The sequence below is a fragment of the Azospirillum oleiclasticum genome (assembly GCF_013423485.1).
Lineage (GTDB): Bacteria > Pseudomonadota > Alphaproteobacteria > Azospirillales > Azospirillaceae > Azospirillum > Azospirillum oleiclasticum.
Map to the genome: position 1 here is coordinate 111,029 of NZ_JABFFR010000036.1, position 24,597 is coordinate 135,625.

The following is a 24,597-nucleotide window of genomic DNA, read 5'->3' on the forward strand; positions in this document are numbered from 1 at the left end:
CCCGCGACGGCTCCGCTACCCGTCCAGCACGCTGCGCACCTTGGCGGCGAGCTGGTCGAGGCTGAAGGGTTTGGGAAGGAAGTTGGTGCCGGGGTCCAGCATGCCGTTGTGGACGATGGCGTTGCGGGTGTAGCCGGTGGTGAACAGCACCTTCAGGTCCGGCAGCAGGGCGAGCGCCCGGTCGGCCAGTTCGCGGCCGGTCATGTCCGGCATCACCACGTCGGTGAACAGCAGGTCGATGGCTTGGCCGGCTTGCAGGCGGGTGAGCGCTTCGGGACCGTTGGCGGCGTGCAGCACGGTGTAGCCCAGCTCGCGCAGCGCCTCCACCGACCAGGCGCGGACGCGGTCGTCGTCCTCCACCACCAGCACCACCTCCGACGGGTGGCCGAGGCCGGGTGGTGGTGCCGCGCGGCGGACGGCGGCGGGCTGCGCCGTGCCGTAGAAACGGGGCAGGTAGAGCTTCACCGTGGTGCCGACCCCGACCTCCGAATAGATCTTCACGTGGCCGCCGGATTGGCGCACGAAGCCGAACACCTGGCTGAGCCCCAGACCGGTGCCGCGGCCCACCGACTTGGTGGTGAAGAAGGGGTCGAAGGCGCGGGCGGCCACGGCCGGCTCCATGCCGGTGCCGGTGTCGCTGACGGCGATCAGCACATACTGTCCGGCCGGGATGGCGTGCTCGGCGGCGTAGCGGTCGTCCATGTGGGCGTTGGCCGTCTCGATGGTCAGCCGCCCGCCCGCGGGCATGGCGTCGCGGGCGTTGACCGACAGGTTGAGCACGGCGTTCTCCAACTGGCTGGCGTCGGCGTGGATGCGCCAGAGCCCGGCCGACAGCACCGTCTCCACCCGGATGTGCTCGCCCAGCGTGCGGGTCAGAAGCTCGGTCATGCCGGTGACCAGACGGTTGGCGTCCAGTGGCTCGGGCGCCAGCGGCTGCTGGCGGGAGAAGGCGAGCAGCCGCTGGGTCAGCGCCGCGGCACGCAGCGCGCCGTCCTTGGCGCCTTCCAGATAGCGGCCGACGTCGGTGTCGCCGCGGGCGAGGCGGCGTTCCATCAGGCTGAGCCCGCCCAGCACCACCGCCAGCATGTTGTTGAAATCATGCGCGATGCCGCCGGTGAGCTGGCCCACCGCCTCCATTTTCTGGAGCTGGCGCATCGCCTCCTCCGCCCGCATCAGCTCCTGCGTGCGCGCCTCGATCTGCCGTTCCAGATCCTCGCGGGAGCGGGCCAGCACCTCGCGCGCGTCGACGATGTCCTGTATGTCGGTGCAGGTGCCGTACCAGCGGACGATCCGCCCGTCGGCGTCGCGCACGGGCTGCGCGCGGCCCAGCACCCAGCGCCAGGCGCCGCTGCGGTGGCGCAGCCGGTATTCGATGCGGTAGGGCTCCCCGGTGGACAGGCTGTGCGCCCACGCGACGCGCGTGCGCTCGTGGTCGTCGGGGTGGAAGAGGCCCATCCAGCCCCCCCCGTCGGTGGTGCCGGGGGTGACGCCGGTGAAATCGTACCAGCGTTGGTTGAAGTAGTCGTGGAAGCCGTCGGGGCGGGTCGACCACACCATGTGGTCGATGCTGTCGGTGATGGCGCGCAGACGCGCCTCGCCCTCGCGCAGCGCCTCCTCGGTCTGGCGGCGGCGGGTGATGTCGAGCGTGATGCCGGGAAAGCGCAGCGGCGTGCCGTCCTCGGCCAGGGTGCAGCGCCCCTGCGCGGCCACCCAGCGCACGCTGCCGTCGGGCGCCAGCAGCCGGTACTCTTCGGCGAACTCGTCGCCGCTGCGCAGCGCCTCGGCGAGGGCGCTCTCGACACGCGCCGCGTCGTCGGGATGGATGCGGGCGAAGAAGTCCTTCAGCGGCGCGTTGGCACCGGTCGGGGCGGGCTCCACCCCGTAGAGGCGGGCGAAGCGCGCGTCGGTGGTGACGACATCGGCCCGCACGTCCCAATCCCAGATGCCGACGCTGTTGGCCGCGGCCAGCGCCAGGGCCAGCCGCTCCTCGCTCTGGCGCAGCGCACGCTCGGTCAGGATGCGGGTGGTCGTCTCGTTGCCCTGGTTGAAGACGCCGACGACGGTGCCGTCGTCGTCGCGGATCGGCGTGAAGCTGTAGTTCCAGTAGGTCTCCCGCACCGCGCCGCCGCGCTCCATCGGCAGCATCTGGTCGTAGGTGGTGAAGCCCTCGCCCGCGTCCATCGCCCGCCCGAATTGCGGGCCGACCACGTGCCAGATGTCCGACCACACCTCCCGCGCCGGGCGGCCGAGCGCCCACGGGTGCCTTTCCGCCGGGATCGGCGCCCAGGCGTCGTTGTAGAGCAGGCGCAGCTCCGGCCCCCAATAGATGGCGGTCGGGATGGTGGCGCCCAGGCAGATGGACAGGGCGGCGCGCAAGGCCGGCGGCCAGCCCTCCGGGGACCCGAGCGGTGTGGCCGCCCAGTCATGGTCACGGATCATCCGCCCCATGGCACCGCCGCCGGTGAGAAAATGGAGCCCGTGGCCCGCCGCACCCGTACCGCTCACATCCGCTCCGTCATTCCGTCAGCCCGTCTGTCCGGCGGCACGGTCGAGCGCTGTGCGCAGGCGCAACAACTCCTCGCGGAGCGCCGCGAGCTCGGCTGGAGACCGGCCGGACGCGGCGAGGATGCGCTCGGGCATGCAGACGGCCTTTTCCCGCAAAGCCTTTCCTTCGGCGGTAAGATGGATACGAACGATCCGTTCGTCCACCGGGTCGCGCGTGCGCCGCACCAGCCCCTGCCCCTCCAGCCGTTTCAGCAGCGGCGTCAGGGTGCCGCTGTCCAGCCCCAGCCGCTCCCCCAGCCCCTTCACCGCCGGACCATCCTCCTCCCACAACAGCAGCATGACGATGTATTGCGGGTAGGTGAGGCCGATCGCCTCCAGCAGCGGGCGGTAGACGCGGGTCATCGCGTGCTGGGCGGCGTAGAGCGCGAAGCAGGTCTGGTTGGCGAGAAGCAGCGGGTCGGGGCGGTCGGCCGGCATGGCGCTCCTGGCAGGGGTGGGAGAGGGATGGTCGTCCGGACGCAGGATAGGGCGCGATCCCCCGGCATGCCAGGGGATCGCACGCCCGGTCGTGTCGGCCCGGCTCAGGCGATGGTGGTGGTCGCCGGGATGTTGCCGCGGGTGGCGTGGCTGTAGGGGCAGACCTTGTGGGCGCGGGCCACCAGATCCTCCGCCACCGCCGGATCGACGCCGGGCAGCGAGACGGTGAGCGCCACCGAGATGCCGAAGCCTTCCCCGTCGTCGCGGGCGCCGATGCCGACCTCGGCGGTCACCGAGACATCGGCCGGGACGGCGATCTTGTCGCGGTTGCCGACGAACTTCAGCGCGCCGATGAAGCAGGCGGAGTAGCCGGCGGCGAAGAGCTGCTCGGGGTTGGTGGCGCCGCCCTTGCCACCCAGTTCGCGGGGAGCGGCGAGGTTGACCGACAGCAGCCCGTCGTCGGAGACCGCCTTGCCGTCGCGACCGCCGGTGGCCGTGGCCTTCGTGGAGTAGAGCGTCTTCATGGTGGGGTTTCCTTGTCCGTGGGTTCGTGTTCGATGGGCAGAAAATAGCGCGCAATCGAATTGTGCGCAATGTATTAGATCGGGCGTGATTGGATTGCCTGCGATGCATTCCGGGCGGGGCCGGTTGGCCCGCCACTTGCTGCCCCGTCACTTGCCCATATAGGCCGGGTAGATGCCGGCTGCCCAGCCGGCGGGCGTCGAGGGGCAGGTGGCGGCCGGAATGATGCCGCCGCCGCACACCGGCACCGCGATCTGGTTTGGCACCGCCGGGGCCGGGCCGAGGTGCAACTCGAACTCGCGGCCGGCGAAGCGGGCGCGCAGCGCCTCCAGCGCGCGGGCGAGGTCGCTGGGCGCACCGGACGCAGCGATGCGCAGCACCGGTTGGCCGCCCCCGGCGTCGGACGCGACCTGCATGGGCCGCGCGAAGAAGCCGGGGCGGTCGCCCGGCCCGTTCCCGCCGTAACCGCGGGTCAGCGAGCGGGCGTCGGCGTAGACGAAGCCGCAGGCGGACTGCTCGGGCGTCGCCAGCTCGCGCACCGCGTGGCCCTGCAGGACGGCCGCCAGCTCCAGATACTTCACCATGCCGGTGCCGAGCAGATCGACGCGGCCGTCGCAGGGCTCGAAGCGGGTGGCGGCTGCGGACTGCCAGATCTTGTGGTTGTGGTCGAGCGCGAAGCCGGCGGCCCGCGTCTCCGCCACGAAGGCGGCGTAGGCGCCCATCGGGATCACCCCGTCGGCGGTTGGGATGCGGGTGGCCCCGGCCAGCGCCGGGCGGGCGGCGTCCAGCGCCGGCAGACTGAGGCCCACCGCCCAGGGCAGCAGCGCCGCCGCCGCCACGCCGGCCCCGGCCGCGCGCACCGCCCAGCCGGGTCGCAGCCCGCGGACGAGCGCCGCGGTGCGCCGGCTGGTCCCCAGGAACAGCAGCACGGCGACCGACGGCAGGAAATAGCGCGGCGTGGAAAGCTGGCCCGAATAGAAGGCCAGCGGCAGCAGCGCCGCCGCCGCGATGGCAAGGTGGAACAGCCGCCAGCGCGGGCGCAGCACCGCCAGCGCGGCGTAGAGCCCGGCCAGCAGCAGCAGCGCCGCCAGCGCCCCCGCCCCCATGCCGAACAGCGTCAGCGCCAGCCAGACCTTCAGGTCGATGACGTAGCCCAGGAAATCCGGGTTGCGGTTGGGGTCGATCAGCCGCCCGGCCAGCACCGGCAGCACCGCCGCCAGTCCCAGCGCCCAGGGCAGCCCGCGCCGCAGGAGGCCCCAAGGGGTGCCGCGCGGCGCCACCGCCAGATAGAGCGCCGGCACCACCAGCACCGCGTCGGCCCGGCAGGCCGCCGCCACGGCCACCAGCAGACAGGCCAGCGCGCGTGCCGCCGCCGATGGCGGCCCGGCCAGCGCCGAGAAGGCCATCAGCAGGAAGGCCAGCGACATCGTGCTGGTGCCGAGGAAGGGGCCGTAGAGCACCAGCACCGGGCTCGCCAGCACCGCCGCCGCCAGCCACGCCGGCAATCCCCGCCGACGGCCGACGCGCCACGCCGCCAGCGCCAGCCCGGCGGACAGCAGCACCGTCTGCAACAGGTTGCCGGCCAGCACCGGGTCGAGCCCCGGCCACAACCGGATCAGCAGCGCCAGCAGCAGGTAGCTGCCATATTGTTTGTCGTAATTGTAGAAGGGCGCCCGCCACCACGGCGCGTCGCCGTGGGCGAGCTGCACGGCGCCGCTGACCAGCGCCGCCTGGTCGTTGTCGCGCAGGGCCGGGCCGAGCAGCGCCAGCATGACGGCGATGGCGAGGGCGGTGAGGAGGAACACGCTGGCTTTCGCCTCCCACGTCTGCCCATTGGGCCCCCACCCGACCCTCCCCCATCTGACGACGGGGGAGGGCTTTTCTTCTCCCTCCCCCGTCGAAGACGGGGGAGGGTCGGGGTGGGGGCCGGATGCGGGAACGCGGGGGGCGGCGTCGGTCACGGTCGCGCACTCCTCTGTCTGGTCAATGCCCGGCGGCGACGCTGCGGCAGGGGCGGTCGCCGTCCTCGAAGCGGGAGCCGGTCTCCGCCGCGGCCTTCTGCCAGTGCGGGAAATCCACCAGCCAGCCCCAGGGGCCGCGGAAGGCGTCGCGGCGGCGCGCGTGGGTCCACAGATTGTCGCGCGCGGTCAGCGTGCGCAGGAAGCTGTCCCAATAGTCCTGCGGCACCGTGGTGGTGACCAGGAAGCTGCCGCGGCGCTGCCCGGCGAGGCTGTTGCCGGTCAGCGTCCAGCCCTCGTTGTTGGCGGTGGTGACGGTGCCGTCGCGGTGGTCGGTCACCGGGCGGTCCTGCCCGCCGGTCACCACGATCTGGGCGTCGCGGTTGCAGGCGATGGTGCTGCCGGTGATCGCTACCCCGCGCGCGCCGGCGGCGACCACGCCGTTGCCGTTGCCGACGATGCGGCTGCCGGTCACGGTGACCGGCCCCTGCGCCGCCTCCACCATCAGCCCGGCACCGTGGTTGCCGGTGAGTTCGGCAGCGGTCACGGCGACGCGGGCGATGTCGGTGTCGAGCCACAGCCCGTGGGTGGCGTTGTCCACCGCGCGGTGACGTTCGATGACGGCGTCGTGGATCTGCAGCAGCTTGGCCCCGGCGACCGCCCAATCGGTGAAGCCGCCCGCCGCGCCTCGCCAGTTGTTGGCCGATGTGTCGTTGTCCGCCATCCGCAGCCCGGTCACCTGCCAGACGCCCATGCCGGTGCTGCCGTTGTCGACGATGCGGTTGCGCTCCAGCGTCACCGCGGTGGAGCGTGAGACCGACAGCCCGGTGCCGTTGTTGTCGCGGATCACGCTGTCGGACATGGTGAACCCGCGGCTGTCGGCGATGGCGACGGCGATGCCGGTCATGGCCGAGGCAGCCCGCTCGAACACCAGCCCGTCGATGGTCAGCCCCTCGGTTCGGGTGGCGGTCAGCAGCTCCTCCCGCCAGGCCACCTCGACCGCCGCGACGGCGAGGTCGGTGCCGCGCGGCACCCGGACGTCCAGGCTGCGGCGCGTGTCGTTGACCAAAAAGCTGCCGGGAACCAGCGCGGCACCGTCCTGGACCTGCTCGTAGCGGCGGCCGTCGACGAACAGCATCTCCCGCCGCAGCGCCGGCTCGCCGATGTCCAGATCCGCCGGCCATTCCTTGGGCACCACCGACGGCGGCATCGGTGTGGGCCACAGGGCGCGGAACAGGTCGGTGCCGACGCGCACCCAGCCGGTCAGCGGCCGGGCGCCGGAGACGACGGCCCGCCCGGGCGCCACCGCGCGGATGCTGGTGCCCGGCGGCGGGTCGGCGATGCGCAGCGTCTCCCGGTAGATGCCGGGGTGCACGAGGATGGTGACCGGCCCGCCGGCTCCGTCCAGCCGCTCCAGCGCCGTGCCGATGGTGCGCAGGGGAGCGCCGGGGCTGCCGTCGCCGCCCGGCCGGCTGCCGGCGTCCACATGCAGGGTGGTGGTGCCGGCCGCGGGCGCCGGTGCCGCGGCGGCGAGCAGCAGCACCGTCACCGCCCGGATCGCCAACGATCCGATCGCCAGCCTCCGCACGGCTCAGGCCCGGAGCAGCAGGGGCCGGCCGCCGCCCCAGCGGTTGTCCTGGTAGCCGTATTTGGCGGTGACGTTGGGGCTGGCCTTGGACAGCACGACGCCGACGATCTCCGCCCCGCTCTGGCGCAGCAGGTTGTAGCCGAGCCGCGCCTCCTTCTGGGAGGTGCGGTGCCACTCCACGACATAGACGGTGTCCTGCGCCAGCCGGGCCAGCAGCCGGGCATCGGCCACCGACAGCACCGGCGGGCTGTCCAGCACCACGAGGTCGAAATGGGCGCCCAGCTCGTTGACGAGCTGGCGCATGGCCGGCCGCTCCAGCAGCTCCGCCGGGCTGTCGGAGCGGGTGCCGCCGGTGATGAAGCTGAGGCCGCTCTTGCCGTCGACCCGGATGATCTCCTCGATCGTCGCCTCCCCCTCCAGATGGTCGGCGAGACCGGGGCCGCGCTGGCCGAGGGCCTTGTGGATGCGCGGGCGGCGCAGGTCGCAGTCGATGATCACCACCCGCTGCCCGGCGCGCGCCGCCATGCGGGCGTAGGAGATGGCGATGGCCGACTTGCCCTCGTTGCGCAGCGCCGAGGTGAACAGCACCGTCTGGGTGGCGAGCGGCGTGGTCATCAGCCGCAGCGTGGTGCGCAGGTTGCGGATCGCCTCGCTGTAGAGCGAGCTGGGGTGCTGGAGCAGATAATCCTCCGGCCCGCCGCGGCGGGCTTGCAGCCGCCCGACCCGCGGCACGATGCCGAGCATCGGCACCTGGAGCCCGCGCTCCACGTCCTCGACGTTCTTGAAGCCCTTCTTCAGCAGCTCGATCAGCACCACCATGGAGGCGGCGACGATCATCGACAGCAGCAGGCTGGCGCTGAGGAACAGCGCCTTGCGCGGCGAGGACGGCTTCAGCGGCGGCTTGGCCGGCGACAGGATGGCGGCGTCGGGTTGCTGGATGTCGACCTGCTGGCTGATCTCGTGGTGGCGGCGCAGGAAGCCCTCGTACAGGCGGTACTTGGCGTCCGCCTCGACCTTCAGCTCCTTCAGCCGGACCTGGGCGAGCTGGCGGCGCTGCGATTCCTGGTCGAGCCTGGCAATCTCCGTCTTGAGCATCGCGACGCGCGCGTCGGCGACCATCAGCTCGTTCTCCCGCGCCTGCCGGATCTTGGCGATCTCCACGCCCATCTGGCGGCGCAGGCTCTGGATCTCCGCGCGGTTGGTCAGCACGGACGGGTGCTTGGGGCCGTATTGCTCGGTCAGCTCCTGCTCGCGGCGCATCAGCGCGGTTTCCTGGATGCGCAGGTTCTGCACGAGCGGGGAGCCCAGCACGTCGCCGCTGACAGCAGGCCCGCCGCTGCCGGCCTGGGCCACCTGCTGCACCCGTTCGCGGGCGACCGACGCGTCGATCTGCGCCTCGACGAGCTGCTCGTTGATCTTGGCGACGGTCTGGGCGTGGATGTTGAGGCCGTCGTCCTCCAGCCCCGCCTCCTGCCGGTAGCGCTCGACCTGCTCGTTGAGCTGGGCCACGCCGATGCGCAGCTCGGTCACCCGGTCGGACAGCCAGCGGATGGCGTCGCGCGTCGCCTGGGTCTTGGCGTCCAGCGTCGAGCGCACGTAGGTCTGCGCCAGCGCGTCCACGATGGTGGCGGCCTTGACCGGATCGAGCGAGGTGAAGGACAGGGTGATCGCCATGGAGCGGCCGCGCGGGGCGACGTCCAGCCGGTCCAGCACATTGGCGACGACCATCGCCTCCACGCCCTTCTCCTGGTTCTCGGCGACCTCGAGGAGGCGCTGGTTCTCCTCCTCGTTGCTGCGGCGGAGCACGAACCCTTCCGCCGTCGACTTCAGCCAGCCGAAGAGCTGGAAGGGCAGCGCCAGCGGGTCGAAGGGCCGTTCCCCGTCGGGCGGGGTGAGCAGCGGGTTGAACTCCGGATCCTCGGTCAGCTTCAGCGCGTTCACCACATCGATGACGATGGGGTAGGAGCGGATCATCTCGATCTCGCTCTCGAGCTGGGACTGAAGGAGGAAGGGGTTGGGCGAGGGGTTGGACAGCACCGGCTCCAGATCCACCACCTGCGCGTGGCGGGTGGTGACGAGGATGGTGGTCTGCGCCGTGTAGAGCGGTGTCATCAGGAAGACGATGGCCGCCGCCAGCACCACCCCGGCCAGCGAGACCAGGGCGAACAGCCATTTGTGCTGGAAGAAGGTGTCGAACAGCTCGCGCGCGTCCGAGCCGCCTTCGCTCACCCCGGCGCTCAGCGCGCCCGGATGCACCGGTCGGGCCATCATGCCCTCATTGTCCCCGATCATGCCGTCCTCTGGTTCGTCGGCGCGGTCGCCCGGCGTCGATGCGGCTGATTATTTGGGCAGCGCCTGTATTTCGACGTTGAAATACCGAAAAATCGCACCGCTTTGCCGGCAAGCTTTGATCTTGCACCCGGGCCGGCGCAACCGCGCTGGCGGGATCCGGAGGGCCTCTTCACGGAATTTCTTCGCCACTCCTTTCGATCGGTGGAGTGATGGCCGATTGGAGTGGAGGTTTCCCTCCCCCACCCCTCAGTCCGCGGCCTTCAGCAACTGCCGGAAATAGCGGATGGTGCGCTTCAGCCCCTCCTCCAGCGGAATTTGGGGTTCCCAGTCCAGCAGGGATTTGGCCTTGGCGATGTCGGGCTGGCGCTGTTTCGGGTCGTCGGCGGGCAGCGGCTTGTGCAGGATGCGGGAGGAGGAGCCGGTCAGCCGGATCACCGTTTCCGCCAGCTCCAGCATGGTGAATTCGCCGGGATTGCCGATGTTGAGCGGACCGGGCACGTCGCCGTCCACATCCATGAAGCGGTTCATGGCTTCGAGCAGATCGTCGACGTAGCAGAAGGACCGCGTCTGCGTGCCCTCGCCGTAGATGGTGATGGGGTCGCCCTTGAGCGCCTGGACGATGAAGTTGGAGACGACGCGGCCGTCGTCCGGGTGCATGCGCGGGCCGTAGGTGTTGAAGATGCGCACGACGCGGATCGGCAGCCGGTATTGCCGGTGGTAATCGAAGAACAGCGTCTCTGCACACCGCTTGCCCTCGTCGTAGCAGGCGCGCGGGCCGATCGGGTTGACGTTGCCCCAATATTCCTCCGGCTGCGGGTGGATGGCGGGATCGCCGTAGACCTCGCTGGTCGAGGCCTGGAGAATCTTCGCCTTCAGCCGCTTCGCCAGCCCCAGCATGTTGATGGCGCCGTGCACGCTGGTCTTGGTCGTCTGGACGGGATCGAACTGGTAATGCACCGGCGAGGCCGGACAAGCCAGATTGTAGATCGCGTCCACCTCCACATAGAGCGGCATGGTGATGTCGTGCCGCAGCACCTCGAAGAAGGGGTTGGGGAGCAGGTGGACGATGTTGTCCTTGCGGCCCGTGAAGTAATTGTCGACGCACAGGACCTCGTGCCCCTGCTTCAACAGGCGCTCGCACAGATGCGAACCGAGGAAGCCGGCGCCGCCGGTGACCATGATGCGCTTGGAAGACGCTGCCATCGCGCGGTCCCATCTATGGTCGAAAGGAAAACGGCGCCGCCGCCCGCAACCGGGCCGTGGCCGACCGTGCGGGCATTATGGGAATTGGCAACAGGATGGCGTCCAGCGCCCAAAGGCCGTGCCGCCAACGTCGCCACCCCGGCCCTGGCACACCCCCTCTTTGCGGCGGGTGTGCCGGCCGGATGGGGGGAGTGGCGATGGGAAACGGTGCTGCTCGGCGGTGTTGCGAGTGGTGTTTTGCGCATGCCGCGGGAATCCGCCTCGGCGGTGCGCCGGTTGCAGTGCGGTGCGGCGGCTGTTAGACTTCTCCCGGTTGCATGAATCCCGCCTGGACGCGCCCACATGCCGGTACCGGCATTCCTTCGACCGTTACTGGACTGGATGACGCGCGAGCGGAACTTCCTGTTCGGCGGCATCGGTGCCGGGATCATCGTGGCGGTCGGTCAGTATGTGTGGGGGTTGGCATTCCCGGCACCCCCGTCTCCTCCGCCGCCCCTGGTCGTGGTGCAGGTCCCCCAGCTGGCACCCCCCTTCGACTTGCACCGCCTGATCGAAGAGCACGCCCGCGCTCGTGAGGAGAAGGCCCGTGCCGAACACGCGACGGCGGAGGCCCGCCGTGAGGCGACGGAGGCGGCTCAGCGCACCCGCACGCGCGAACAGCAGCTTGTCGATATACAGGCTGAGATTGATGCTCTGCGCCGGCAACAGCCGTCGAACCTTGGCCTCCATCTCGGAACACAGAGTACTCTCGAACGAGAGGAGCAGCTACTTCGCGAGGCGTTGGTCCTGAACGAAAACCTTGAGCGCAGGGAGGAATTGGCGGAAGACTACTTCCAAATCGCCAGGATCAGACGGATGCGTCGCGATTACGAGACAGCGAAAGGATTGCTTCGCCAAGCTCTGGCCATCGACGAGAAGCTCGACCGCAAGGAGGGTGCGGCACGCGATCACAACAACCTCGGCATCGTATTCGAGGAAGATGATGACCGGATGACGGCGGCGGGGCATTACCGTACGGCGCTGGCCCTGTACCGGCAGCTCGGCATGGCACGGGAGATCGCGATAGTCGAGGGGAACCTCAAGGCCATCGGTGCCGAGGTGCCGCCGCCGTGAGGGGCCAGGGCGGTCGCTTGGCTGCCCGGCGGCCTCGTCACCCCGCGGTCCTCAGCCACCGCCGGCGATAGCCGACTGTCCGGCAGCGGCCGGAACGGCAGGGCGTCCCACCCCCGAACCCCATCCCGCCAAGGGGGTGCCTTCACCCCACCAACGGGCAACCGATTCCCCGAACGAACCGGCATTCCACCCACCACCAAATAGCGCCGATAACAATGGCCTGACTTGGGCAAATGGTCGGCTGGCGGCGTCGTCTGCGCTACGGCCATCGCGCGCTCGCCTTGGACGGAACCCGGTGTTTCCATGCCGCGGACATCAGGGCGGCATTCGCCGATGACCTGAGACCATTGTCCCGCACACAGTATTCCGTCGCACAACGGTTGCCGGCGGCGTTGGTTCCGGTCGATGCCGGCACCGGCCGCAGCGATGGCAACCTCCTTCGCGAGGATCAGTCATGCCGGAGTTTGCGCAGAACCCGGTGACGGGTGGAGATGGTGCCGCCCCCTTCCGGCCGCCGCGCGTCAGCGTTCTGGGGGTCGGCGTCAGCGCCATCGGCATGGACGACGCCGTCCACACCATCGGCCGCTGGATCGCCGAACGCAGCCGCAGCTATGTCTGCGTCACCGGCGTGCATGGGGTGATGGAAAGTCAGCGCGACCCCGCGCTGTGCCGCATCCACAACCGGGCGGGGATGGTGACGCCGGACGGCATGCCGCTGGTCTGGCTGCTGAAACACGCCGGCCACCGCCACGCCGACCGCGTCTACGGCCCCGACTTGATGGAGGCGGTCTTCGCCCGCTCCGCCGCCCAGGGCTGGACCCATTATCTTTACGGATCGTCGGAGGAGGCCCTGGCGCGGCTGGAGGCCAACCTTACCCGGCGCTTTCCCGGTGCCCGCATCGTCGGCCGCTTCTCGCCCCCCTTCCGGCCGCTGACGGCGGAGGAGGACGCCGGCATCGTGGCGCGGATCGACGCCAGCGGCGCCGACATCGTCTGGGTCGGCCTGTCCACGCCCAAGCAGGAGCGCTGGATGGCCGCGCACCGCGACCGGCTGGCCGCCCCCGTGCTGATCGGGGTCGGCGCCGCCTTCGACTTCCACGCCGGGCTGAAGAAGCAGGCGCCGCGCTTCGTCCAGCGCAGCGGTTTCGAATGGCTGTTCCGCATGGCGACCGAGCCGCGGCGGCTGTGGAAGCGCTACGCCACCAACAACCCGCAATTCGTCGTCCGCATCCTGGCCCAGCTCGCGGGCCTCAGGCGCTACCCGCTGTCCTGACGCGGACCGGCATTCCCCTGTGTCCGCCGCCCCGCGGGGCGGCCCATCCGGAGGTTTTCTTTGATGAAGAGCAGCGACGTCATTCTGGTGACCGGGGCCGGCGGTTTCATCGGCGGCCATCTGGTGTCCCATCTGCTGTCCCGCGGCTTCACCAGGGTGGTGGCGGTGGACTGCAAGGAGATCCAGGACTGGTACCAGATCTCCCCCAACGCCCGGACCCTGCAGCGCGACCTGCGCGACCGCGACGCCTGCCTGGAGGTGACGGAGGGGGTCGATCACGTCTTCAACCTCGCCGCCGACATGGGCGGCATGGGCTTCATCGAGACCCACAAGGCCGAGTGCATGCTGTCGGTGCTGATCAACACCCACATGCTGATGGCGGCGCGCGAGCACGGGGTGAAGCGCTTCCTCTACACCTCGTCGGCCTGCGTCTACAACGGCGAGAAGCAGGTGCGCCCGGACGTCACGGCGCTGCGCGAGGAGGACGCCTACCCCGCCATGCCCGAGGACGGCTACGGCTGGGAGAAGCTGTTCAGCGAGCGGATGTGCCGCCACTTCACCGAGGATTTCGGCATCCCCACCCGCGTCGTGCGCTACCACAACGTCTACGGCCCCAACGGAACCTACGACGGCGGGCGGGAGAAGGCGCCGGCCGCCATCTGCCGCAAGGTGATCGAGGCGAAGCTGTCCGGCCGCCACGAGATCGAGATCTGGGGCGACGGCGAGCAGACCCGCAGCTTCATGTACATCGACGATTGCCTGAAGGGCACGCTGGCCCTGATGGACAGCGATTTCGGCGAGCCGATCAACCTCGGCTCCGACCAGCTCGTGACCATCAACCAGCTCGTCGACATGGTCGAGGACATCGCCGGCATCAAGCTGGAGCGCCGCTACAAGCTCGACGCGCCCAAGGGCGTGCGCGGCCGCAACAGCGACAACACGCTGATCAAACAGGTGCTGGGCTGGGCGCCCGACATCCGACTGGAGGACGGGCTGGCCCGCACCTACGCCTGGATCTACGACCAGATGGCGGGCGAGCGGACCTTTCCACGGGAATTGGCCGCCACCGGCACCGCCGACTGATCCGGGCGGGGAGCGGCGGTCCACCATGCGCGTCCTGATGCTCCACAACTTCTACCAGCAGCCCGGCGGCGAGGACGAGAGCTTCGCCGCCGAGGCGGACGTGCTGGAACGGCACGGCCACACGGTGTCGCGCCTGACCCTGCACAACGACGCCATCACCGGCATGTCCCATCTGGAGGTGGGGCTGCGCACGGTGTGGAACCCGGCCGGGTACCGGGCGGTCGCCGACCGCATACGGGAATTCCGGCCGGACGTGATGCACGCGCAGAACAGCTTCCCGCTGCTCTCCCCCGCGGTGGTGCACGCCGCCCGGCGGGCGGGGGTGCCGGTGGTGATGTCGGTGCGGAACTACCGGCTGTTCTGCGTCGGTGCCACCTTCTTCCGCGACGGAAAGCCGTGCGAGGACTGTCTGGGCCGGACGCTGCCCATCCCCGGCGTGCGGCACGGCTGCTACCGCGGCAGCAAACTCGGCAGCGCCAGCGTGGCGCTGATGCTGGCGACGCACCGCGCGCTCGGCACCTGGACCCGGCACGTCGACGTGTTCGTCGCCCTGTCGGAGTTCACCCGCGCCAAATGCGTGGAGAGCGGCCTGCCCGCCGACCGGGTGGTGAGCAAGCCCAACTTCCTGAAGAGCGATCCCGGCGTCGGCGACGGCCGCGGCGGCTACGCCCTGTTCGTCGGCCGGCTGGCCAAGGAGAAGGGGCTGGGCACGCTGCTGGAGGCGTGGCGGCGGCTTGACGGGTCCATGCCGCTGAAGGTGGTGGGGGACGGGCCGATGGATCACCTGCTGGCCGACGCCCCGCCGGGGGTGGAGTGGCTGGGCCGGCGTACGTCCGCCGAGACGTTGGAGCTGATGCGGGGCGCGCGGGTGCTGGTCTTCCCAAGCGAGTGGTACGAGACCTTCGGCCGGGTGGCGATCGAAGCCTTCGCCTGCGGCACGCCGGTGATCGCCGCGCGCATCGGCGCCGTCGCCGAGCTGGTGGAGGACGGCCGCACCGGCCTGACCTTCACCCCCGGCGACGCCGACGATCTGGCCGACAAGGTCCGCCGTATGCAGGCGGACGGCGAGGCGTACGCCCTCCTGCGCCGCAACGCGCGCGCCGAGTACGAGCGGCATTACACGGCGGAGCGGAATTACCGGCTGCTGACGGCGATCTACGACCGGGCGCTGGCGGGGCGCGGCCGGGTGGCGGTGCCGGCGGCAGCGGTCTGAGGGGAGAAGAAAGCCCTCCCCCGCCCAGCGGGGGAGGGTTGGGTGGGGGCCCAACGCTTACACGTCACTGGTCATAGGGGAGACAGCGCATGTGCGGGATCGCCGGGTTTCTCGACCGGACAGGGCTCAGCCGGCCGGCGGAGATGGAGGCGGTGGTCGGGGCCATGACGCGCACGCTGGCGCACCGCGGGCCGGACGGCGGCGACCGCTGGGTCGATGCGGCCGGCGGTGTCGCGCTCGGCCACCGGCGGCTGGCGATCATCGACCTGACCCCGGCCGGGCGGCAGCCGATGCTGTCCGGCGACGGGCGCTACGTCATCACCTTCAACGGCGAGATCTACAATTTCTCCGAGCTGCGGGCGGAGCTGGAAGGGCTGGGCCACCGCTTCCGCGGCGGCTCCGACACCGAGGTGATGCTGGAGGGCTTCAGCGCCTGGGGGGTGGAGGCGACGGTGCGGCGCCTCGTCGGCATCTTCGCCTTTGCGGTGTGGGACCGGGCTGAGCGGCGGCTGACGCTGGCGCGCGACCATCTCGGGGTGAAGCCGCTCTATTACGGTGCCTTCGGGCAACTGCTGGTCTTCGGGTCGGAGCTGAAGGCGCTGGTGGCGCACCCCGCGGTGCCGCGCCGGGTCGACCGCGGCTCGGTCGCCGCCTTCCTGCGGCTGGGCTACGTCCCCACCCCGTTCAGCATTTATCAGGGCATCGCCAAGCTGCCGCCCGGCCATCTGCTGGAGATCGATTCCGGCGGCCGGCAACGGCTGGTCCACTACTGGGACGTGGCGGCGGTGGCCCGCGCCGGCATCGCCGCGCGCGACAGCATGGACGAGGCGGAGGGGATGGAGCGGCTGGAGGCGCTGCTGACCGATGCGGTGCGGCGCCAGATGGTGTCGGACGTGCCGCTCGGCGCCTTCCTGTCCGGCGGCATCGACAGCTCGCTGGTGACGGCGCTGATGCAGGAGCACAGCGGCCGGCCGGTGCGGACCTTCAGCATCGGCTTCACGGAGAAGGCGCAGGACGAGGCGCCCTTCGCCCGCGACGTGGCCCGCCATCTCGGCACCGACCACGAGGCGCTGTACGTCTCCCCCGACGACCTGACGGCCGCCGTCCCGCGCATGCCCTTCGTGTTCGACGAGCCCTTCGCCGACGCCTCCCAGGTCGCCACGCTGCTGCTGTCGGATATGACCCGGCGGCATGTGACGGTGGCGCTGTCCGGCGACGGCGGGGACGAACTGTTCGCCGGCTACGGCCATTACCGCCTGCTCGACCGTCTCTGGGGGACGGTGGCGCGGGTGCCGGCGGGCGTGCAGCGGGCCCTCGCTGGCGGGGTGGAGCGCCTGCCGGCGGGGCTGATGGGGTTGGCCGACCGGCTGATGCCGGAACGGCCGGGCCGCATCCCGCCGCATCACCGGCTGCTGCGCACCGCGCAGCTCCTGCCCGCCGGGACCGCCGACGACCTCTACCGCCGCCGCTACAGCCACTGGATGGACCCCGAGGCGGTCGCCGGCGGGGCGGTGGAGCATCGCGGCGCCTTCTGGGACGACCACGCAGACGCCTTCCCCGGCTTCGTCGAGCGCATGCAGCTTCTCGACCAGACCACCTATCTGGTGGACGACGTTCTGCCCAAGGTCGATCGCGCCAGCATGGCGGTGGGGCTGGAGGCGCGGGTGCCGCTGCTCGACCACCGCTTGGCCGAGCTCGCCTGGAGCCTGCCGCCGTCGCTGACGCGGCGCGGCGGCACCGGCAAATGGGCGCTGCGGGAGATCCTCTACAAGCGCGTGCCGCGCGCGCTGGTCGACCGCCCCAAGAACGGCTTCAACCCGCCGGTGGATGCCTGGATGCGCGGGCCGCTCCGCGATTGGGCGGAGGCGCTGATGGCGCCGGAGCGTCTGCGCGCCGACGGCGTGCTCGACCCGGCGCAGGTACGCCCGGTGTGGGACGCCTTCCAGCGCGGGGCCGGGCGCCCGTGGGATCACAAGCGGCTGTGGGACGCCCTGATGCTCCAGGCCTGGCTGGACACCGAACGCACCGCCGCCGCCGAGCCCGCCCGGCTGGCGCGGGTGGGATGAAGGGGGAGGACGCAACACCGTGCGCATCGCCATCTGCGACTTCAAGACCACGCCGACAAACCCGATCGGCCGCTGCCACATCCAGATGATGCAGGCACTGTGCGACGAGCACGAGTTCGTCGTCTTCGCGCCGGAGTTCGAGAACCCGCGCCCCGACCGCATCCGCTGGGTGCGGGTGCCGACGCCGCTCCGGCCCCTGGCCCTGCAATTCGTGGTGTTCTTCGTGCTGGCGCCGCTGGCGCTGTGGTGGGACCGGCTGCGCACCGGACGGCGCTTCGACGCCGTGATCTCGGTGGAGAGCAACATCCCGCGCGCCGATGTGGTGCACGCGCATTTCTGCCACCGCGCCTTCATCCGCGGCGACCGCGACTGGAGCGGGCCGCGGCTGCAATCCTGGGCGCGCCGCATCGACCACCATCTGCGCTCGCTGACGGAGCCCTTCACCTACGGCACCTGCCGCAGCGTGGTGGCCTGCTCCGACGGGCTGCGCCGGGAGCTGGAGGAGACCTTCCCCTGGCTGGCCGGGCGGGTGACGGTGATCGCCAACCCGCTGTTCCTCGACCGCCTTGCCCGCCCCGCCGGCCACGACTCGACGGCCGACCGTGCCCGCCACGGCTTCGGCCCCGGCGATCTGGTGCTGGTCTTCGCCGCACTCGGCCATTTCGAGCGCAAGGGACTGCCGCTGGTGATGCAGGCGATGGCGCGGCTGAAGCGTCCGGAGCTGAAGCTGCTGGTGGTCGGCGGGCGGGACGACACCGTGGCCGACTTCCGCGAGCGGGCGGCGCGGCTGGGGCTGGAGGGCCGCATCGCCTTCGCCGGCATGCAGGCGGACATACGGCCCTTCCTGTGGCTGGCCGACGGCTTCGTCTTCCCCTCCCAATACGAGGCCTTTTCGCTGGTCTCCTACGAGGCCGCCGCCGCCGGGCTGCCCATCGTGGTGAGCCGCCTGCACGGGGTGGACGAGTTCGCGCGCGACGGCGACACCGCGCTGGTGGTGGAACGCACCGCGGTGTCGCTGACCGCGGCGCTTGAGCGCTTCGTGACCATGGGGGCGGCGGAGCGCCGTGACATGGGCGCGCGGGCCGCCGCGGCGGTGTCCGGCTTCACCCCCGACCGCTTCGTGCAACGCTGGCGCGGCTTCCTGGCGGCGGAGAACGCCCACACCGGCATGTCCGCCACCAGCACGGGCGAGGCGACCCCGTGAGGCTGTTGGTGATCGGCCACGCCGTCTCCCCCCATCTGGGCTCCGAGCCGGGGTTGACCTGGAACTGGGCCTGGCGCATGGCGGAGGCCGGGCACGAGGTGTGGCTGATCGCGCACCCGCATTTCCGCGAGCCGGTGGAACATTTCCTCGCCGAGCGACCGGGCGCCCGGCTGCGCGTGGTCTGGGCGTCCCTGCCCCGCCGGCTCGACCCGTGGAAGCCGGAACGCGGGGAGCGCTGGCTGAACCTGCATTACGTGCTGTGGCTGCGCGCCGCCCACCGCATCGCGCTTAGGCTGGTGGCAACGGAGGGGATCGACCTCGTCCACCACGTCAGCCTGGGCACGGTGGGAGCGCCGCCGCCCTTCTGGCGGCTGCCGGTGCCCTTCGTGTGGGGGCCGATCGGCGGCGCGCAGACGGCACCCCCGGCGTTCCGTGGGCTGTTCGGGCGGGGTTGGCGCGGCGAGCGGCTGCGGGCGCTGCGGCTGGCGGCGGTGGCGCGGTCGCCGTCCTTGCGCGCCTGCGCGCGCGGCTCGGCGGTCGTCCTCTGCACCAACGGGGAGACGGCGGAGATGGTGCGCCGTGCCGGTGCCGTGGATGTGCGCATCGCCGCCGACAACGGCATCGACCCGGCGCGCCTCGCCCCGTACGCGCCGCGTACGCGCGCGGACGGTCCCTTGCGGTTGCTATGGGCGGGGCGGATGGAACCGCGCAAGGGGCTGCCCCTGCTGCTGCGGGCGCTGGCCTGGCTGCCGGACATCGCCGTGGAGGCCACCGTCGCCGGCGACGGGCCGGAGGAGGAGGCGTGCTGGCGGCTGGCCGCCGCTCTCGGCGTGGCGGAGCGCGTGCGCTTCCTCGGCCGGGTGCCGGCCGAACGCATGGAAGCTCTGTTCGGCGAGGCCGACGCCTTCGTCTTCACCAGCCTGCGCGACAGCCTGGGTTCGGTCACGCTGGAGGCGCTGTGGCGGGGCACCCCGCTTGTCACCCTGGACCATCAGGGCCAGAAGGCCATCATTCCCGACGACGCGGCGGTCAAGGTGCCGGTCGGCGACCTCCCCGCCACGGTGTCGGCCCTGGCCGGCGCCATCCGCCGGCTGGCCGAAGACCCGGCGGCGCTCGACGCACTCGCCGCCCGCGGCCACGCCTTCGCCACGACGCTGCTGTGGGACCGCCGCGCCGCGGACATGGCGCGCCTGTTCGCCGACATCCTGTCCCGTCGCACCCCAACCACCGCCGGTGAGCCATGTCACGCGAAGACCCCACGATCAGCGTGGTGATGATCAACAAGAACTGCGCGCGCTGGATCGGCGAGGCGATCGACAGCGTGCTCACGCAAACGTACGGAAAGCTCGAGCTGGTGGTGGTGGACGATGCCTCCACCGATGACAGCCGGGAGGTGGTCGCCGGCTACGCCGCGCGCGACCCGCGGGTGGTGCTGGTGACCAGCCCGGTCACGCTCTACACCAGCGGCGCCCGCAACCTGGGCATCGAGCGGGCGACCGGGGACTATGTCAGCTTCCTCGACGCCGACGACCGCATGCTGCCCGACACGCTGGCCCGCCAGCTCGCCGCCTTCCGGGAGGCGCGGGCGCGGAACCCGCGCGTGCAGCTCGTCTGCTTCGACGCGTACACCCTCAGCGAGGGCGGCGTCCGGGTGTCGCGCTACATGGGGACGGAGTTCTGGGGCGTGGTGCGCGACGAGGACGCGCCGGGCTGGGCCCTGCCCAGCACCTGGTTCTTCCCACGCGCGATCGCGGCGCGTTTCCACCCGGCGTGGCTGGTGGCGGAGGCCGGGCCCTTCCTCGACCGCATCAAGGGGGACGGAGGCTTCTCCTATGTCGGGGAGCCGGTGGTCGAGTACCGCATGCGCATGACCTCGGCGACGCTGGAGCACGCCCGCAACATGATGCGCGCCTTCGCCGCCACCGACGCCACCATCGCCGCCGGCCGCGGCTGGGACGATCCGATCACCCCCGACCAGGTGCCGGAGCCGCGCTGGGCCGACCTCGCCACCTGGAAATACGGGCGGCTCGCCAAGTCGGCGGCGGTCAACCGCCGGCCGCTGGTGGCGCTGGGGGCGCTGGCGCTGGCCTCCGTCGCCAAGCCCGGGGCCACCCTGCGCAAGGTGGCGGCGGAGCTGCGGCGGCTGGTCTCCACGCCCCGTCGGACGGGACCGGGGCGGACGGAAACGGGGCGGGCATGACCGCGGGGGCCGTCACGGCGGCACCCCGGCCGCGGCCACTGGAACGGGCGCCGGCAAAGGCCGCGCCGGCGGAGCGGCTGGTGGTGCCCAGCGCGGTGACGCTCACCATGCTGCTGGCGCTCGCCTTCATGTCGATCCTGCCGGGCGACGACGCGCTGTCGTCGGGCTTCTCGCCGTCGCGGCTGTGGGAGTTCGCGCTGACCGCGGCGGCGGCGGCTCTGGGGGTGGTGTTCCGCATCCGCGGCAATTTCCGCACCCTGCCGCCGGTGGCGCTGATGGGGCCGTTCATCGCCATCGTCTTCGCCATCTGGGCGCTGTTCACCGTGCTGTGGTCGCCGCTGATCGCCATCGGCGTGGGGCGCGGGCTGCAATTCGTGATGCTGGTCTTCGCCGCCTACAGCGTGGTGTCGCTGCCCGAGCAGGCCGCCATCCGCAGCGGGCCGGGCACCGTGCCGACCTCGGTCGCGGTCGGGCTGCTGCTCACGGTGGCGCTGCTGATCCTCGCCGACCTGCCGATCCACGGCACACCCTTCCCGTTCGAGGGTGTGTCGTCCGACAACCCCTTCGTCACCAGCCTGCGCCCGCGCCTGTTCCTCGGCGTCAACCACCCGCTGGAAACCGCGTCCTTCCTCGGCATGACGATGATCTTCGTGCACGCTTCCTCGCTGCGCCCGTCGGTGCGGCTGCCGGCGCTGGCCGGGCTGGCGGCGATGCTGTACCTGACCGACGGGCGGACGGCGACGGCAGCCACGGCGCTCGGCCTGTTCATCATGGTCTACATGGGCCTCAGGCCCTCGCCGATGAAGGTGTTCATGGCGCTTCTCGGCGTCTTCGCGGCACTCGGCATCCTGCTGCTGCTGCTGGTCTTCGGCAACCCGCAGACGCTGATGAGTGCCGCCATCGGCGAGGACCTGTTCACCCTGAACGGCCGGGTGGCGCTGTGGGTCTATTCGGTGGAGCAGTGGACGAACCACACGCTGATCGGCGTCGGCTACTTCAACACCCGCACGGTGCTGCTGGCCGCCTTCCCCTTCGCCGGGCACAGCCACAACTCGCTGATCGAGCTGCTGCTGGGCACCGGCATCCCCGGCTTCATGCTGGCGCTGCTGTTCCTGTTCGTCTGCGTCCACGCCATCGTCGTCACCCGCAACCGGCTGCTGGCCGCGCTGTTCACCATCATGGTGATGGACGGGGCGCTGAACCCGGTGCTGTTCATCCCCTGCGTCAGCCAGATGCTGCTGCTGGTGGCGCTGGTCCACGCCCACACCGAGCACCACCGCCGCCACCGCCGCGACCCGCCGGTGGTGGCGATGCCCCGGCGGATGCCGGTGCGGCCCGTACACCGCTTGGGTTAATCCGGAAGACCCGAGGATATAGGGCCGATGGCCGGACATGACCACCCGCGCCGGCGCACGCCCTGATTACAGAAACATCATTATGCGCCTGCCTTGCGTTGCGGCATAAGCGGAGGGAGATCGCGGGATCCGCCCGCCGCCCACCCGGGCGTCCCGCGGCCCGACCGACCACCCAAGGATGGATCATGAGCCGCGTCCTCAACGCCAGCATCAGCACCCGTCTGAGCGTCAGCTTCCTTGTGATCGGCGCCCTGATGGTGGCGCTGGCGGCCATTGCCATCGTCAAGGTCAACAGCATCGACAGCAGCCTGTCGGCCATCAACGACGTCAACAACGTCAAGCAGCGCTACGCGATCAACTTCCGCGGCAGCGTGCACGACCGGGCGATCAGCCTGCGCGATGTGACGCTGATGGCGGCGGCGGAGGCTGTGCGCACGGAGGTCGCCACCATCGACCGGCTGGCCGCCGACTACGCCCGCTCCGCCGAGCTGCTGGACCGGATGTTCGCCACCCGCACCGACGTCACCCGCACCGAGCGCGACCTGCTGGCACAGATCAAGGCGGTGGAGGCGAAGACGGTTCCCGTCATCCGCAAGGTGATCGAGCTGCGGCAGGGCGGCGAGGCCGCCCAGGCCACCCGTCTGCTGGTCGATCAGGCGCGCCCCCAGTTCATCGAGTGGCTGGCCCTGATCAACCGCTTCATCGACTTCCAGGAGGCCGAGAGCCAGTCGATCGCGCGCCACGCGCGCGCGGTGTCGGAAGGCTTCCAATGGCTGATGATCACGCTGTGCGGCATCACGCTGGCCTTCAGCGCCGGGCTCGCCTGGTGGTCGATCGTCACCGTCCGGCCGCTGCGGCGCCTGACCGACAGCACGCTCCGGCTGGCCCAGGGCGACCTGACGACCGAGCTGCCGGACGCCCGCGGGCGCAACGAGGTGGCCGACATCGTCGGCGCCGTGCGGGTGTTCAAGGACAACATGCTGCGCACCCGCGCCATCGAGGCCGAGACCGCCGCCGCCGGCCGCCGGGCGGAGGAGGAGAAGCGCCGCACCATGAACGCGCTGGCCGACCAGTTCGAGCGCAGCGTCGGCTCCATCGTGCAGGCCGTGGCGGCTTCCGCCGGCGAGCTGGAGTCGGCCGCGCGCACGCTGAACGCCACGATGGGCCGCGCCAACGAACAGGCGAGCACGGTGGCCGCGGCGGCCACCCAGGCGACCGCCAACGTCGAGGCCGTCGCCGGCGCCTGCGGCGAGCTGGCCGGGTCGGTGGGGCGCATCGGCGAGCAGGTCCGCCAGTCGGAGGACGTCGCCGGGCGGGCGGTGCGCAACGCCGAGCAGACCCAGACCACGGCGGAGGGGCTGGTCACCAGCACCCAGCGCATCGGCGAGGTGGTGCAGCTCATCAACTCCATCGCGCAGCAGACCAACCTGCTGGCGCTCAACGCCACCATCGAGGCGGCGCGGGCGGGCGAAGCCGGCAAGGGCTTCGCCGTGGTCGCGCAGGAGGTCAAGAACCTCGCCAACCAGACCGCCAAGGCCACCGAGGACATCACCGCGCAGATCGCCGATGTGCAGGACGTGAGCCACCGCACCGTCGAGTCGATCCGCGAGATCGCGTCCGTCATCGGCGAGAGCAGCCAGATCGCGTCGGTCATCGCCGACGCGGTGGAGCAGCAGGGTGCCGCCACCCAGGAGATCGCCCGCAACGTCCGGCAGGCGTCGGCCGGCACCGGCGAGGTGTCGGCCGCCATCGTGCAGGTCAGCGGCGCCGCCTCGCAGGGCGGCACCGCTGCCGGGCAGGTGCTGGACAGCGCCCAGACCCTGTCGCGCAGCGCCGCCACGCTCAGCAGCGAGGTCGCCGGCTTCCTCGGCAAGATCCGCGCGGCCTGAGCCGTCCGGCCCGGCCCGCCGTCGCCGCCCCTTGCCTCCGGCGCCGTGATCGCGGACAAGGGCGCCGCAGGCGGGCGGAGGACGGGCGATGGAGCGGGTGGACGGAACGCGGTGGGGTGTGGTCGCGGTCGCCGTCCTCGGTGGGATCGCCGCCGCCCTGCATGTCGGCAAGGTTCCCCCCGCCCTGCCGGTGCTGCGCGCCGGGCTGGGGCTGGATCTGGTGACGGCGGGCTGGCTGATGGCGCTGGTCAGCGGCATCGGCGCCGCGTTCGGGCTGCTGTTCGGGCGGCTGGCCGACCAGCTCACCCACCGGCTGGCGATGGTGCTGGGGCTGTGCGTGACGGCGGCCGGCAGCCTGGCCGGCGCGGCGGCGGACGGGGCCGGGCCGCTGCTGGCGAGCCGGGGGGTGGAGGGCGCCGGGCTGATCCTGACCATCGTCGCCGCACCGGGGCTGATCGCCTCGGTGACCGCACCGCGCGACCTGCGGCTGACGCTGGCGGTGTGGGGCACCTTCATGCCGGTCGGGGTGGGGGCGATGATGCTGGCCTCCCCGCCGCTGCTGGCCGCCTTCGGCTGGCGCGGGGCGTGGGTGGCGGCGGCGCTGGCCGGGCTGCTGGCCGCGGCGGCGCTGCTGGCGCTGGGCCGCGCGGTGCCGC

The 24,597-nt window shown here is 71.4% G+C and carries 18 protein-coding genes; 11 read left to right on the forward strand and 7 right to left on the reverse strand.

The window, feature by feature from the left end; translation table 11 throughout:
• Nucleotides 1–15 precede the first annotated feature (15 nt).
• The 7 genes from HL658_RS29345 to HL658_RS29375 all read right to left on the reverse strand — a co-directional run bounded on the left by HL658_RS29345 (nt 16) and on the right by HL658_RS29375 (nt 10,545).
• Nucleotides 16–2,505: a PAS domain-containing protein gene (locus tag HL658_RS29345; protein ID WP_211109887.1), complete on the reverse strand. Its 2,490-nt coding sequence runs from the start codon at nt 2,503–2,505 to the stop codon at nt 16–18.
• An 18-nt stretch (nt 2,506–2,523) separates the two neighbouring features.
• A complete protein-coding gene (locus HL658_RS29350; protein WP_180285935.1) occupies nt 2,524–2,982 on the reverse strand; it encodes a MarR family winged helix-turn-helix transcriptional regulator in 459 nt (152 codons plus the stop codon).
• Between the two features lie 104 nt (nt 2,983–3,086).
• Nucleotides 3,087–3,506 (reverse strand): organic hydroperoxide resistance protein, encoded by a 420-nt coding sequence (locus tag HL658_RS29355; RefSeq protein WP_180285936.1) that lies wholly within the window; start codon nt 3,504–3,506, stop codon nt 3,087–3,089.
• 147 nt (nt 3,507–3,653) lie between these two features.
• On the reverse strand, nt 3,654–5,309 hold the full coding sequence (locus HL658_RS29360; RefSeq protein ID WP_180285937.1) for a hypothetical protein: 1,656 nt from the start codon (nt 5,307–5,309) through the stop codon (nt 3,654–3,656).
• A 178-nt stretch (nt 5,310–5,487) separates the two neighbouring features.
• On the reverse strand, nt 5,488–7,026 hold the full coding sequence (locus tag HL658_RS29365; RefSeq protein WP_180285938.1) for a right-handed parallel beta-helix repeat-containing protein: 1,539 nt from the start codon (nt 7,024–7,026) through the stop codon (nt 5,488–5,490).
• A gap of 27 nt (nt 7,027–7,053) precedes the next feature.
• Nucleotides 7,054–9,342: a polysaccharide biosynthesis tyrosine autokinase gene (locus tag HL658_RS29370; protein WP_180285939.1), complete on the reverse strand. Its 2,289-nt coding sequence runs from the start codon at nt 9,340–9,342 to the stop codon at nt 7,054–7,056.
• 246 nt (nt 9,343–9,588) lie between these two features.
• Complete coding sequence (locus HL658_RS29375; protein WP_180285940.1) at nt 9,589–10,545, reverse strand: UDP-glucuronic acid decarboxylase family protein; 957 nt, start codon at nt 10,543–10,545, stop codon at nt 9,589–9,591.
• Between the two features lie 342 nt (nt 10,546–10,887).
• Here HL658_RS29375 and HL658_RS29380 point away from each other — a divergent pair, with 342 nt between their 5' ends.
• From HL658_RS29380 to HL658_RS29430, 11 genes are all read left to right on the forward strand, one after another.
• A complete protein-coding gene (locus tag HL658_RS29380) occupies nt 10,888–11,658 on the forward strand; it encodes a tetratricopeptide repeat protein (protein ID WP_180285941.1) in 771 nt (256 codons plus the stop codon).
• Between the two features lie 454 nt (nt 11,659–12,112).
• Nucleotides 12,113–12,931 carry a WecB/TagA/CpsF family glycosyltransferase gene (locus tag HL658_RS29385; protein ID WP_180285942.1) on the forward strand — a complete coding sequence of 273 codons (819 nt, stop codon included), beginning with the start codon at nt 12,113–12,115 and terminating at the stop codon, nt 12,929–12,931.
• Nucleotides 12,932–12,994: 63 nt separating this feature from the next.
• A complete protein-coding gene (locus HL658_RS29390; protein WP_180285943.1) occupies nt 12,995–14,014 on the forward strand; it encodes an NAD-dependent epimerase/dehydratase family protein in 1,020 nt (339 codons plus the stop codon).
• Between the two features lie 25 nt (nt 14,015–14,039).
• The gene (locus tag HL658_RS37435; protein ID WP_180285944.1) at nt 14,040–15,227 is read left to right on the forward strand and encodes a glycosyltransferase; all 1,188 of its coding nucleotides are present in this window, start codon (nt 14,040–14,042) and stop codon (nt 15,225–15,227) included.
• Nucleotides 15,228–15,316: 89 nt separating this feature from the next.
• Nucleotides 15,317–17,293, forward strand: a complete 1,977-nt coding sequence (gene asnB / locus HL658_RS29400) for an asparagine synthase (glutamine-hydrolyzing) (protein ID WP_180285945.1) — start codon at nt 15,317–15,319, stop codon at nt 17,291–17,293.
• A 19-nt stretch (nt 17,294–17,312) separates the two neighbouring features.
• Nucleotides 17,313–18,497 carry a glycosyltransferase gene (locus tag HL658_RS29405; protein WP_180285946.1) on the forward strand — a complete coding sequence of 395 codons (1,185 nt, stop codon included), beginning with the start codon at nt 17,313–17,315 and terminating at the stop codon, nt 18,495–18,497.
• A complete protein-coding gene (locus HL658_RS29410) occupies nt 18,494–19,771 on the forward strand; it encodes a glycosyltransferase (protein ID WP_180285947.1) in 1,278 nt (425 codons plus the stop codon). Before HL658_RS29405 ends, HL658_RS29410 begins: the two co-directional genes overlap by 4 nt.
• Nucleotides 19,738–20,697 (forward strand): glycosyltransferase family 2 protein, encoded by a 960-nt coding sequence (locus tag HL658_RS29415; RefSeq protein ID WP_180285948.1) that lies wholly within the window; start codon nt 19,738–19,740, stop codon nt 20,695–20,697. Before HL658_RS29410 ends, HL658_RS29415 begins: the two co-directional genes overlap by 34 nt.
• Nucleotides 20,694–22,052: an O-antigen ligase family protein gene (locus tag HL658_RS29420; protein ID WP_180285949.1), complete on the forward strand. Its 1,359-nt coding sequence runs from the start codon at nt 20,694–20,696 to the stop codon at nt 22,050–22,052. Before HL658_RS29415 ends, HL658_RS29420 begins: the two co-directional genes overlap by 4 nt.
• A 185-nt stretch (nt 22,053–22,237) precedes the next feature.
• Nucleotides 22,238–23,941: a methyl-accepting chemotaxis protein gene (locus HL658_RS29425; protein ID WP_180287689.1), complete on the forward strand. Its 1,704-nt coding sequence runs from the start codon at nt 22,238–22,240 to the stop codon at nt 23,939–23,941.
• Between the two features lie 88 nt (nt 23,942–24,029).
• Nucleotides 24,030–24,597: MFS transporter (locus HL658_RS29430; protein WP_180287690.1), on the forward strand; the 568-nt coding region annotated here is incomplete at its 3' end.